Source organism: Flavobacterium sediminilitoris, from assembly GCF_023008245.1.
GTDB classification, from domain to species: domain Bacteria; phylum Bacteroidota; class Bacteroidia; order Flavobacteriales; family Flavobacteriaceae; genus Flavobacterium; species Flavobacterium sediminilitoris.
In genome coordinates, this window is the sequence record NZ_CP090145.1 from 3,232,702 (window position 1) to 3,245,862 (window position 13,161).

Genomic DNA, 13,161 nt, shown 5'->3' on the forward strand with positions numbered 1-13,161 from the left:
TTATTGAATTATTTATACAAAAGAAAATTATTCCTTAATAAACTTAGTATTTGAGTTTCCTTTTTCTGTATTCACTTTTACAAAGTAATTTCCTTTAGTTAAATTAGAAACATCAACTGATTTCGTTGCATTTGGAACTGTTAATACAACTTGACCTAACATATTATAAATTTCAACCGATTGGATAGCAATATTCTCTTTTGAATTGAAATTTAAAACATCTTGAACTGGATTTGGATATAATGTGAATTTCGAACCAAAATCAAAATCTTGTACACTCAAAGCTTGAATAGCTGTAGTATAAGTATTTGTTGTAACCGGAAAATTATAATCAAAATAAATATTGGCATCATTTGAAAAAGTATCACCAACAACTAAATTTGATCTTGTTTTAATTTTAAAAGCTACAAAACCATCATTTGTAGCATCATTAAAATCTAAATTGATGTTTTCAAAAATAAATTCTACTTTATTATCCTTAATTCTTGTATAATAATCATGGCTTCCTTTTAATGGAACTAAAGTGGTTAAATCAAACATAGATAAATCAATCATATCTTTGACTACAACATTTTCAGCAGAATATGTTCCTGTATTTTCAAAACGAATTAAATAATGCACATACTCTCCTATCATGTCTGGAGCAACCGTTTCTCCTTCTAAACACGTTATATCATTTGGATCATAAGAACCTACAACGGTTTGGTTTAATGTAAATTCATTATCATTTGGTGTTTCGTCTGTGTTTGAAGTTGAAATAACAGCAGAATAATTTAAAATATCACCATTATTAATAGCTGGAGTTTCCATTGGTGAATTTACATTCAAAACGACTTCAATTTCTCTCGTTTCAAAAGGTTGTAAATTGCTATAATTCCAAGTAAAAGTATTTACTGTTTGACTTTCAAAAACTGGATTAGTAGAAACATAGTCTAAAACTGTAGCATCATAAGTAAATGTAATTGTTCCATTTTCTACTTCCGTACCTTTATTTCTATAAGAAATTTTATAATGTGCATCAAAACCTGGTCTTGCAGCAATTCTTGTTATAATAATTGCTTCAACATCAGAATAGACACCGTTTGAAATAATACAAAAATCTTTTAAAGCAGGATTTGCCTGTGTAGGAAAATCTACTGTTATATTTACTGGAGAAATAGTAAAATAACTCGGATTTTCAAGGTTTGGTGTCAATATATGTGTTCCAGCATCTACAGGAATATTAAAATTACCTGAACCATTAGCAATAAAACTACCTGTATTTGTTCCGTTTGCAATTGAAAAATTAAGATTAGGATATAAAGAGTCATCAACATCGCAACCATTACCATTAAAATCATATTTTATATTTCCTGTAATCTCATAATATGTTCCTCCAGGTGTGAAATCGCAATAACTATTTATATTACAATTAGTATATCCAAAACTATCAACAGTATTTTGAATCCATGCAATATCCTCTTCATTTGCACATATATATGCCAAATTGGGAGTATTTTCAGAATATACATCAATTATAGATGGATTATTGTTTTTCAAATTCAAATAAGTCAACTGAGTTTCTGAACAATTTAACTTTCTTAAATTTATTAAATTAGAAAAATCTAATGACGTAATTGGATTATTTTTACAATCCAAGGCAACTAAACTAGACAAACTAGAAACATCTAACACAACTAATTGGTTAATTGAACAACTTAACTCTTTTAGGTTAATCAATCCAGTAACATCTAATGATGTCAATTGATTAGCACCACAATGCAACGTTTTTAAATTTATTAAATTAGAAACGTTTAATGAAGTCAATTCATTAGTAAAACAATTCAATCCTGTTAAACTAATAAAATTTTCTATTCCTGTTAAATCTGAAATATTAGAATTATTAAGATTTAAATAACTTACTTCTTCTGCTTCAATTACTTGTATTTCACCATCATCATTTGCATCAATTTTAAACCATTCTCCAGTTAAGTCTTTTGCAATAGTATTTCCTTGATTAGCAGTTAATAACTTAGTTTTAAAATTAATATCAGGTAAATTTACATTTTGAGCACACATAAAAAATCCTGATAAAATCGTAAATAAAACGTATTTTTTGTTCATAAATATTAGATTTGGATGCACAAATGTACTTTATATTACGAATAACTCAACATGCTGTATTTCCAACTAATCCTACAAAATTCAATATTTAGCTACTCGAAAAGGAATGAATTAACTCAAAAAATGCATTTAAAATAATTTATAGAATGAGTTTTAAAAAAGAATAAAAAAAATACTACTATAAAAAGAAAAAATCCCAATTCGATCAGAATTGGGATTTAAATAAAATTTAACGTTTTTTTAATAAGTAAAAAACTATTTTTTTACAAATTTGGTATTCGAACTACCTTTTTCTGTATTCACTTTCACGAAGTAATTTCCTTTAGTTAAATTAGAAACATCAACTGATTTCGTTGCATTTGGAACTGTTAATACAACTTGACCTAACATATTATAAATTTCAACCGATTGAATAGTTATATTCTCTTTTGAATTGAAATGCAATACATCTTGCACTGGATTTGGATATAAAGTAAATTTTGAACTAAAATCGAAGTCTTGTATACTTAAAGCCTGAAACGTAGTAGTATAGGTATTTGTTGTAATTGGAAAATTATAATCGAAATAGATATTAGCGTTATTAGAAAAAGTATCACCAAGTGCCAAAGTTTGTTTTGTTTTAATTTTGAAAGCCACATAACCATCATTTGTAGTATCATTGAAATCTAAATTGATATTTTCAAAAATAAATTCTACTTTGTTATCTTTAATTCTAGTGTAGAAATCATGACTTCCTTTTAATGGAATTAAAGTAGCCAAATCAAATTTAGTCAAATCAATCATGTCTTTTACTACAACATTCTCAGCAGGATATGTTCCTGTATTTTCAAAACGAATTAAATAATGTACGTACTCACCTATCATGTTTGGACCAACAGTTTCCCCTTCTAAACACGTTTTGTCATTTGGATCATAAGAACCAACCACGATTTGATTTAATGTAAATTCATTATCATCAGGAGTTTCATCTGTATTTGAAGTTGCAATAGTAGCAGTATAATTTAAAACATCATCAATACTAACTGCTGGAGTTTCCATTGGAGAATTTACATTAAAAAACACTTCAATTTCTCTAGTTTCAAACGGTTGTAAATTGCTATAATTCCAGGTAAAAGTATTTACTATTTGACTTTCAAAAACTGGGTTGGAAGATATATAATCTAAAACTGCATCATCGAAAGTTAAAGAAACACTTCCGTTTTCAACTTGATTTCCTTTATTTCTATACGAAATTTTATATTTAGCATCAAAACCAGGTCTTGCAGGAACAGTTGGTAAAACAACAACTTCCACATCATGATGAACTCCATTGGTTGTGACACAAAAATCTTGAACTAATGGACTTGTTTGTGTTGGAAAATTTGCCACGAAACTTGTCGGATTTATGTTGAAATATGTTGGGTTTTCTAAATTAGGGGTTATTGTAAAATTACCATTACCAACTGGAATATAATAACTTCCTGTTTGATTACCTATTGAATAGCTTACATTAGAACCATTATTTATAGAAAAACCTAACTTATCAAATACTAAATCATTGACATCACATCCATTACCATCATTGTCAAAAAATGTGCTTCCTTGTATTTCGTAGAAAATTCCATTAGGTGTAAAACTACAATAGCTATTTACGTTGCAATTATTATAGCCATAAGCTGTAACAATTTGATTGACAAAATTAACATCATCTTCATCTGCACAAATGTATTGTAAGCTTGTGTTATTATAAAAAGATAGACTATTATTAGAACTCCAGAAAGGATTATTGTTTTTTATATTTAAAAAAGTCATATTGTTAGCATCACAATTCAAATCATCCAAATTTATTAAACTAGATACATCTAAACTATTTAGTGAACAATTTCTGCAATTTAATTTTTTCAAATTTGGTAAACTAGATATTAAATTATTTAAATCATTTATACTATGATTATTTTTACAATCCAATTCTAATAAATTAGTTAAACCAGACAAATTTAGATTTGTTAAATTTAAATTATTATAACAATATAAATAATTTAAATTTGTTAAGTTAGAAGCATCTAAACTTGTTAAGTTATTAAAATAGCAATGTAATCTTTTTAAATTTGTTAAACCAGACAAATTTAATGATATTAAATCATTTTCTTCACAATACAATTCTTCTAAATTCGATAATCCAGTTAAATTTAAATTTGTTAAATTATTATATTGACAATACAGTGATTTTAAATTTGTTAATCCAGTTAAATTTAAATTTGTTAAATTATTATTATTACATGCTATTTTTTTTAAATTTGTTAAACCCGAAACATTTAGATTTGTTAAATCATTATTATTACAAAGTAATTGATCCAAATATGTTAGTGCAGTAACATTTAAACTAGTTATATTATTAACACTACAATTTAAATAAACTAAATTGGTAAATGCTTCAATGCCTGTTAAATCATTAATATTATGATTTAGTTTTAAATATTTAATGTTTTGGGCTTCGCTCAACTGAATTTCTCCATCTCCATTAATGTCAATTGTATTATAATTAGTCACATTCCAAAAACCTGTATTTGAATTGTATATTGGTGTTGCCGATGCAATAGTATTACTCGGATTAGCAGCCAACAACTTCCCTTTAAAATTCGCATCAGGTATATTCACAATCTGTGCTTGTACATTCAATCCAAACAAAACAAACAATAAAAAGTAGATTTTCTTCATCATATAAATTTAAGTTCACAAAAATAGTAGAAATTATTAAGATAATTCTTTATTTCTTTCTCTTGTTAACAATTAAATAAGATTGACTTATCCTTAACAATGTCTTTTCTAAAAAAGTAGTATTTTAGCCTCATGATTAAAGTTGTAATTATTGGTAACGGAAATGTTGCCCAACACCTATTAAAAGTAATGTTAAAAACAGACGAGGTAACTATCGTTCAGGTTTTTGCTCGTAATAAAAATAATATTTCTCATTTAATTACCGAAAATCGAATTACTTCAAATTATGACGAAATTGAAGAAGCGGATGTTTATATTATTTCAGTTTCTGATAATGCTATTGCAGAAGTTGCAAGTAATTTGCCTTTTAAAAATCGTTTAGTGGTACATACATCTGGTACTTCTGAACTTTCCGTTTTAGATAATAAGAATAGAAAAGGTGTTTTTTATCCTTTGCAAACGTTTAGTAAATCTAAAGTTGTAGATTTTTCAACTATTCCAATTTGTTTGGAAACGGAAAATGAAAGTGATTATAAAACTTTAGAAATATTGGCAAACTTAATTTCAAAAAAAGCCTATGCTATTTCGTCTGAACAACGTAAAAGTTTACATGTAGCTGCTGTTTTTGTGTGTAATTTTGTGAATCATTTATATCAAATTGGAAATCAAATTTGTAACGAAAACAGAGTCCCATTTGAAATATTGCAACCTTTAATAATTGAAACAGCTAATAAAATAACTGAATTATCACCAAAAGAAGCACAAACTGGACCTGCTTTGAGAAATGATACTAAAACCATTGAAAAACATATTGAATTTCTACAAAATTCAAACTATCAAGAATTATATAAATTATTAACCCAATCGATACAAAATGTCAAAAAGTTATAAAGAACTAATGAACGAAATCACTACTTTCATCCTTGATGTTGATGGTGTACTTACAGATGGAACTATTCATGTTACACAAACAGGTGAAATGCTTAGAAATATGAACATTCGCGATGGATATGCCATGAAAGCGGCTGTTGAAAATGGTTATACCGTTTGTATTATTTCTGGCGGAAGTAATGAAGGAGTACGTGTTCGTTTACGTAATTTAGGAATAACTGATATCCATTTGGGGGTTTCCGATAAAGTAGAAACCTTTAAAGAATTTATAGATATTTACAATATTAAACCTGAACAAGTGTTATATATGGGTGACGATATTCCGGATTATCATGTAATGAAATTAGTAGGTTTACCAACATGTCCTCAAAATGCAGCTCCAGAAATTAAAAATTTAAGTAAATATATTTCTCATATTAATGGAGGAAATGGATGTGTACGAGATGTTATTGAACAAGTAATGAAAGTACAAGGAAAATGGATGGCTCATTTTGATGCTAAATATGATTAATTTAAAGTAATCAGTTATTAGTGTTCAGTTTATTAGCAATAAAATTTAATTGAAATGAAATATCAAGACTCATTGGCTTATAAAAAAAGTTTTGAAATGGCTATGTTAATTTTTAAAATATCTAAGTTTTTTCCACAAGAAGAAAAATATTCTTTAACTGATTAAATTAGAAGGAGTTCAAGAAGTGTTTGTACTAATATTTCTGAAGTCTATAAAAAAGAGATTATCCAAAAACATTTTCGTAGCAAGTTAACCGATTGTGATGCTGAAAATTCAGAGACGCAAACTTAGCTTGAATTCTTTAAAGCTTGTGAATACATTACTGATGATGTTTACCAATCTTTGATTGAAAGAAATAATAAAATAGGAAAACTAATAAATTATATGATTCTAAATCCTACAAAATTTAGTGTAAAATCAGATAAATAATTGACCACTATTCACTGATTACTAAATACTGACCCTAATTACTAAAAAAAATATGAAATACTTAAAATTAATACGCTTTCAAAACCTACTTATACTTGCTTTCATGCAAGTACTTTTTCGATATACATATTTAAAATCGGCAACTTATACAAATTTAACACCAACAAACAATTTTCTGTCTCTTTCAACTTTCCAATTTATACTATTAGTTCTCTCAACAGTTTGTATTGCTGCTGCTGGATATGTGATTAACAATATAATAGATCAAGAGAATGATGAAATTTCGAAACCAAAAGATAGAATTGTAGGGAAATCAATTTCTGAAAGTATAGCTTATAATATTTATGTAACTTTAAATATTATTGGTGTAGGAATTGGATTTTACTTATCAAATGCTGTTGGTAAAAAAGGCTTATTTACTATTTTTATTTTTATAGCAGCTTTATTGTATATTTATTCAACATATCTCAAAAGAATTCTAATCATAAGTAATATTACAGTTGCTTTCATTCTATCCTTCAGTATAATTATTCTTGGCGTTTTTGATTTATTTCCAGCTACTTATAAAGGAAATACAATCCAAATGAGACAAGCTTTTGGAGTACTATTTGATTATGCAATATTCGCCTTTATTATTAATTTTATACGAGAAATTATAAAAGATATTGAAGACACTGATGGTGATTATGCTTCAGGAATTCAAACCTTACCTATTCTTTTAGGAGAAACTAGAACAGCAAAACTAGTTAGCTTTTTAATTCTTATTCCTATTATTCTATTAATTTATTACATTAATGAAAACTTATTAGATTATGATTATGTGTTATATTATGGATTATTATTTATTGTAGGTCCTCTACTCTATTGTATTATTAAACTATGGAGCGCAAAAACCAAGCAAGATTTTAAACATTTAAGTTTAGTTTTAAAATTAGTTCTTTTCTTTGGAATTTTATCAATTGCTGTTGTAACTTATTCTATAAAAAATGCTTAAAGACAAATTAAATCAATATAATATCATTTTAGCTTCTGGTTCACCAAGAAGACAACAATTTTTTAAAGAAATGGATGTTCCTTTTACTATTCAACTAAAAGAAGTTGAAGAAATATATCCAGATACTCTAAAAGCAGAAGAAATAACGAATTTTTTATCTGAATTAAAGGCAAATGCTTTTGAAAACCTTCAAGAAAAAGACATTTTAATCACAAGTGACACAATTGTTTGGCATGAAGAGAAAGCACTAGGTAAACCAAAAAATTACGATGATGCATTTAAAATGTTGCAATCTATGTCGGGAAAAACGCATAGAGTGATTACATCTGTTTCTTTTAAAACTAAAAATAGAGTAGAAACAATTCACGAAATAACTCATGTAACATTTAAAATGTTATCAGATTTAGAAATAACTTATTATTTGGATCATTACAAACCATTTGATAAAGCAGGGTCTTATGGTATTCAAGAATGGATTGGTCTAATAGGCATTTCAAAAATTGAAGGTTCATATACAAATGTTGTTGGTTTACCTGTTGAAAAAGTTTATTCAAAACTGTTAGATTATGCTTAAATTTATTGAAAACCCATATTTACATCAAGAAATACTAACATTCATTGCTATTTGTATTTTCTTTATTTTGAAATTATTCTCTTCGGAAGTAGTTAAAAAATTTGCTCGGGTAAATGAATCTTTAGAACATAGAACAAATCTTGTAATTAAATACATTAATATCCTACTTGGATTATTAGCTATTTTTTCAATCATTATAATTTGGGGTGTAGAAAAAGAACAAATTTTCATTTTTGTATCATCAGTTTTTGCAGTTGTGGGTGTTGCTTCTTTTGCACAATGGTCTATTTTAAGCAATATTTCAGCTGGAATTATCTTATTCTTCTCTTATCCATTCAAAATTGGAGATAAAATAAAAATATTAGATAAAGATTATCCTTTAGAAGGAGAAATTGAAGATATTAAAGCCTTTTATATTATTTTAAAAACAAGTGATGATGAACAAATTACCTATCCAAATAATTTATTAATGCAAAAAGGAATTCTTATTGTGAAATCAAATTTTGAAGATCAAGAATTTACAGATTAAAATCATCTTATAAAATAATGTTAAAAAGGAAGAATTTAAATCTTCCTTTTTTATTTTTAAGCCTAATTTTAAATTTAGAGTTTTAAAAACTATAAAAAAATGATAAAAAAATATCCTTTATTCCTTTTACTTTTTACTCTTTTCGTTCAAGCACAAGCTCCCAAAAAACCAAACTCTAATGAAATTTATGAAGCCATTCAAAAATTAAATTTTTTAGGAAAAGTACTTTATGTAGCCGCTCATCCAGATGATGAAAACACTCGATTAATTACTTATTTCGCTAATCATTATCATGCTGAAACAGCTTATCTATCACTTACACGTGGAGATGGTGGTCAAAATTTAATAGGACCTGAATTAAGAGAAAAATTAGGAGCAATAAGAACGCAAGAATTATTAGCTGCCCGAAATATTGATGGTGGAAATCAATTTTTTACTCGTGCTAATGATTTTGGCTATTCAAAAGAACCTAATGAAACCTTTTCTATTTGGAACAAAGAGCAAGTTTTAGAAGATGTTATACAAGTAATGGAAACATTTCAACCAGATATTGTTATCAATAGGTTTAATCATAGAACTCCTGGTACAACTCACGGACATCACACAGCTTCTGCAATATTGAGTTTAGAAGCTTATAATAAATTATCAACAAAGCCAAGTAGAGTCTTTTTTAATACATCATGGTGGTTTTATGGGAGTGAAGAAGCCTTTGAAAAAGCAGATAAATCAAATTTATTAACATTTAATGCAAATGTATATTATCCACTAAAAGGAAAAAGTAATCATGAAATTGCAGCTTTAAGTAGAAGTCAACATAAATGTCAAGGTTTTGGAGCAACAGGTTCAAGAGGGAGTGAAACAGAATATTTAGAACTTTTAAAAGGAAGTTTACCTAATGCTTCTAATATTTTTGAAGGAATTGATACTTCATGGAATAGAATAAAAAATGGAGCAACAATTGGACAAATATTAAATAAAATTGAAGTAAATTTTGATTTTAAAAATCCATCTAATCATATTCCTGAATTAGTTAAAGCCTATCTATTAATTCAAAAATTAGATGATAGCTATTGGAAAACAACCAAAACCAATCAAATATCTAAAATTATTGAAGCTTGTAGTGGTTTATATTTAGAAGCCATTACTTCAACCGAAAAAGCTACTAAAAATGAAACTATCACAATAAATTTTGAAGCGATAAATAGAAGTAATTCAAATGTAAAACTTTTAAATATTTCTATTCTTAATCAGAATAAGAAGACAAAAAACAAAGTATTACTTAATAATGAAAAAATAAATTTTGAAGAAAAAAACTTTAAAATTCCAAATTCAATTGAATACACAAATCTATTTTGGTTAAAAGAAAAACCAACTGTAGGAATGTATCAAGTATCTAATAAATCTATTAGAATTCTTCCAGAAGAAAAATTACAATTTCCTGTCATTTTTTCGATAGAAATTGAAGGAACAAAAATCGATTTTGTGAAAAATTTAGTCTATAAAAAAAATGATCCTGAAAAAGGAGAAACTTATATCCCTTTTTCAGTTTTACCGGAAGTTACATCTGAAATAGTCAATAAAGTTTCCATTTTTAATAATAATGAGCCAAAAGAAATTGTAGTAAAATTAAAATCTAATAAAGAAAATAGTGAAGGAACTGCAAAATTGATTTTAGATTCTAGTTGGAAAGTTGAACCAAAAGAAATTCCTTTTTCAATTGCTTCAAAAAATGAGGAAAAAACAATACTATTTAAAGTTTTTCCACCAAAAAATGAAAGTAGCACCGATTTTTCTGTTGAAATAAATACCAATACTGAAAAACATCAATTAGAATGTGTAGAAATTAAATATGATCATATACCAAAACAAACTATTTTACAACCATCAGAAGGAAAATTAGTAAAACTAGACATTCAAATTAAAGGTAAAAATATTGGCTATCTAATTGGCGCTGGAGATGAAGTTGGTAAAAATTTAGAAAATATTGGATATCAAATAACATATATCAATCCACATGAAATTTCTGTTGAAAATTTAAATAAATTCGACGCTGTAATCTTAGGAATTAGAGCATTTAATACTATTGACGAACTAAAATTTAAAAACAAAGAACTTTTTCAATATGTTTCAAATGGTGGAAATTTAATTGTTCAATACAATACAACTAATGGGTTATTAACTAAAGAAGTTGCTCCTTATGAATTAGTAATTTCTAGAGATAGAGTAACAAATGAAAAAGCAAAAATCACTTTTCTAAACCCAAATCATCCTGTTTTAAATGCACCAAATAAAATAACTACTAAGGATTTTGAAAATTGGATTCAAGAGCAAGGTTTATATTATCCAAATAAATGGAGTACTTCTTTCACTCCTATTTTAAGTGCAGCAGATGAAGGAGAAAATCAAAAGGAAGGTGCACTTTTAATTGCAAAACATGGAAAAGGAAACTATATTTATACTGGCTTAAGCTTTTTTAGAGAATTACCAGAAGGTGTTTCTGGAGCTTATAGACTACTTGCTAATTTAATATCATTAGACAAATAACTTGCTATGGAAGAAAAAAATAAATGGAAAAGAAGTTACAATTTTGTGTTACTTATAAATGCATTATACATTTTGATTTTCTATATTTTAATGGAAATTTACTCTTAATATGGAAAATTTAGATTGGATTGTACTATCGTGTACACTACTTTTTATTGTTATTTACGGTGCATTAAAAACGAAAGGAAGCGCAAATGTAAAAGACTATCTTTTAGACAATAACGAAACACCATGGTTCACCGTAGGCCTTTCTGTTATGGCAACGCAAGCCAGTGCTATTACTTTTTTATCAACTCCAGGTCAGGCTTATCATGATGGAATGGGATTCGTTCAGTTCTATTTTGGTTTACCACTTGCAATGATTGTTATTGCTTATACTTTTATTCCTATATATCATAAATTAAAAGTATATACTGCTTATGAATATTTGGAACAACGTTTTAATGTAAAAACTCGTACTCTTGCTGCTGTTCTTTTTCTTTTTCAAAGAGGCTTAGGAACAGGAATTACGATTTATGCACCATCTATTATTCTTTCTGCATTATTAGGATGGAATCTAACAATGCTTAATATTATTATAGGTGTTTTAGTAATTATTTATACCGTAACAGGTGGAACAAAAGCAGTAAACGTAACCCAAAAGCAACAAATGTTTGTTATCATATCGGGAATGTTTATTACCTTTTTCTTAATTCTTGATTATTTACCTGAAGACTTAGATTTTACAAATGCACTCCATGTAGCTGGAGCCAATGGTAAAATGGATATCCTAGATTTTTCATATAATCCTGAAACACGTTACACCTTTTGGAGTGGAATTACAGGTGGATTTTTCTTAATGTTATCTTATTTTGGAACAGACCAATCACAAGTTGGACGTTATCTTTCTGGAAAATCAGTAAAAGAAAGTCAAATGGGATTAATAATGAATGGATTTTTAAAAGTTCCAATGCAATTTTTTATCCTTTTAACTGGTGTTTTAGTTTTCGTATTCTTTCAATTTAACGATACACCTTTGCATTTTAATCCAAATAATGTTAATAAAGTAAAAGAATCTACTCATAAAAAATCTTATGAAAATTTAGAAAGTGAATTAGATCATATTAATGAAGAGAAAAAAGTAGTTAATAAAATTTATATTGAACAACTTCAGCATAATGATTTTGACAATCCTACATTAAGAAAACAAATGGTTGCACTTTCATTAAAAGAAAAAGAGTTAAGAGAAGAGGCAAAAGAAATAATTAAGAAAGTAGATACTGGTTCTGAAACAAATGATAAAGATTATGTTTTTCTATATTTTATTTTACATTACTTGCCAAAAGGATTGTTAGGATTATTGTTAGCTGTAATTTTTAGTGCCGCAATGTCTTCTAGTGCTTCAGGATTAAACTCTCTTGCAGCAACAACAGCAATAGATTTATATAAAAGGAATGTAAATGATAAATCTGATAAACACTATGTTTATGCTACACAATACTTTACGCTATTTTGGGGAATTATTGCTATTGGTTTTGCCTGTATAAGTTCCCTTTTTGAAAACCTAATTCAGTTAGTAAATATAATCGGTTCTGTTTTTTATGGAACTGTATTAGGCATCTTCTTAGTTGGATTCTATATTAAATATATAAAAGGTGAAGCTATTTTTATAGGAGCATGTATAAGTCAAACACTTATTTTTATTATCTATTATTTTGCTATTCATATTCAACCAAATGATAGTGAAAAGCTAAGTTATCTATGGCTAAACTTCATTGGTGTTTTACTAACTTTAGTTATTTCATCTATTATTCAATTAATTTTAAATAAAACCAAACAAGAAACTGAAATAAATAATAGTTAAAGAATAAAACAACTCTTAAATCTATTATGAGTATTTTCAATAGTAA

11 protein-coding genes are annotated in these 13,161 nt (G+C 26.9%); 9 read left to right on the forward strand and 2 right to left on the reverse strand.

Annotated elements, in window-relative coordinates; translation table 11 throughout:
* Positions 1-27: 27 nt before the first annotated feature.
* A complete protein-coding gene (locus LXD69_RS14850) occupies positions 28-2,103 on the reverse strand; it encodes a DUF7619 domain-containing protein (RefSeq protein ID WP_246915957.1) in 2,076 nt (691 codons plus the stop codon).
* 255 nt (positions 2,104-2,358) lie between these two features.
* Entirely contained in the window at positions 2,359-4,803 is a 2,445-nt protein-coding gene (locus tag LXD69_RS14855) for a DUF7619 domain-containing protein (RefSeq protein ID WP_246915959.1), read from the reverse strand.
* A gap of 129 nt (positions 4,804-4,932) precedes the next feature.
* Between LXD69_RS14855 and LXD69_RS14860 the strand changes: the two genes are divergently transcribed.
* From LXD69_RS14860 to LXD69_RS14895, 9 genes are all read left to right on the forward strand, one after another.
* Positions 4,933-5,691, forward strand: a complete 759-nt coding sequence (locus LXD69_RS14860) for a Rossmann-like and DUF2520 domain-containing protein (RefSeq protein WP_246915960.1) — start codon at positions 4,933-4,935, stop codon at positions 5,689-5,691.
* Positions 5,675-6,202 (forward strand): KdsC family phosphatase, encoded by a 528-nt coding sequence (locus LXD69_RS14865; protein WP_045967231.1) that lies wholly within the window; start codon positions 5,675-5,677, stop codon positions 6,200-6,202. Before LXD69_RS14860 ends, LXD69_RS14865 begins: the two co-directional genes overlap by 17 nt.
* Before the next feature lie 54 nt (positions 6,203-6,256).
* Positions 6,257-6,367, forward strand: coding sequence for a four helix bundle protein (locus LXD69_RS18115; protein ID WP_449528510.1), 111 nt, complete (start codon positions 6,257-6,259; stop codon positions 6,365-6,367).
* Positions 6,368-6,493: a four helix bundle protein gene (locus LXD69_RS18120; protein WP_449528511.1), complete on the forward strand. Its 126-nt coding sequence runs from the start codon at positions 6,368-6,370 to the stop codon at positions 6,491-6,493.
* A 190-nt stretch (positions 6,494-6,683) separates the two neighbouring features.
* A complete protein-coding gene (locus LXD69_RS14875; RefSeq protein WP_246915961.1) occupies positions 6,684-7,625 on the forward strand; it encodes a geranylgeranylglycerol-phosphate geranylgeranyltransferase in 942 nt (313 codons plus the stop codon).
* Positions 7,618-8,199, forward strand: a complete 582-nt coding sequence (locus tag LXD69_RS14880; RefSeq protein WP_045967228.1) for a Maf-like protein — start codon at positions 7,618-7,620, stop codon at positions 8,197-8,199. Before LXD69_RS14875 ends, LXD69_RS14880 begins: the two co-directional genes overlap by 8 nt.
* Positions 8,192-8,728 (forward strand): mechanosensitive ion channel domain-containing protein, encoded by a 537-nt coding sequence (locus LXD69_RS14885; protein ID WP_045967226.1) that lies wholly within the window; start codon positions 8,192-8,194, stop codon positions 8,726-8,728. The genes LXD69_RS14880 and LXD69_RS14885 overlap by 8 nt, the downstream gene beginning before the upstream one ends.
* A 99-nt stretch (positions 8,729-8,827) precedes the next feature.
* On the forward strand, positions 8,828-11,272 hold the full coding sequence (locus tag LXD69_RS14890) for a PIG-L family deacetylase (protein WP_246915962.1): 2,445 nt from the start codon (positions 8,828-8,830) through the stop codon (positions 11,270-11,272).
* A gap of 109 nt (positions 11,273-11,381) precedes the next feature.
* Positions 11,382-13,115, forward strand: coding sequence for a sodium:solute symporter (locus LXD69_RS14895; RefSeq protein ID WP_045967220.1), 1,734 nt, complete (start codon positions 11,382-11,384; stop codon positions 13,113-13,115).
* Positions 13,116-13,161: the final 46 nt, after the last annotated feature.

What these genes read in the sequence shown, in the direction of transcription:
- LXD69_RS14855 (WP_246915959.1), bottom strand. Translation starts at nt 4,803, where the DNA reads ATGATGAAGAAAATCTACTTTTTATTGTTTGTTTTGTTTGGATTGAAT.
- LXD69_RS14885 (WP_045967226.1), top strand. Translation starts at nt 8,192, where the DNA reads ATGCTTAAATTTATTGAAAACCCATATTTACATCAAGAAATACTAACA.
- LXD69_RS14880 (WP_045967228.1), top strand. Translation starts at nt 7,618, where the DNA reads ATGCTTAAAGACAAATTAAATCAATATAATATCATTTTAGCTTCTGGT.
- LXD69_RS14895 (WP_045967220.1), top strand. Translation starts at nt 11,382, where the DNA reads ATGGAAAATTTAGATTGGATTGTACTATCGTGTACACTACTTTTTATT.
- LXD69_RS14875 (WP_246915961.1), top strand. Translation starts at nt 6,684, where the DNA reads ATGAAATACTTAAAATTAATACGCTTTCAAAACCTACTTATACTTGCT.
- LXD69_RS18115 (WP_449528510.1), top strand. Translation starts at nt 6,257, where the DNA reads ATGAAATATCAAGACTCATTGGCTTATAAAAAAAGTTTTGAAATGGCT.
- LXD69_RS14865 (WP_045967231.1), top strand. Translation starts at nt 5,675, where the DNA reads ATGTCAAAAAGTTATAAAGAACTAATGAACGAAATCACTACTTTCATC.
- LXD69_RS14860 (WP_246915960.1), top strand. Translation starts at nt 4,933, where the DNA reads ATGATTAAAGTTGTAATTATTGGTAACGGAAATGTTGCCCAACACCTA.
- LXD69_RS14850 (WP_246915957.1), bottom strand. Translation starts at nt 2,103, where the DNA reads ATGAACAAAAAATACGTTTTATTTACGATTTTATCAGGATTTTTTATG.
- LXD69_RS14890 (WP_246915962.1), top strand. Translation starts at nt 8,828, where the DNA reads ATGATAAAAAAATATCCTTTATTCCTTTTACTTTTTACTCTTTTCGTT.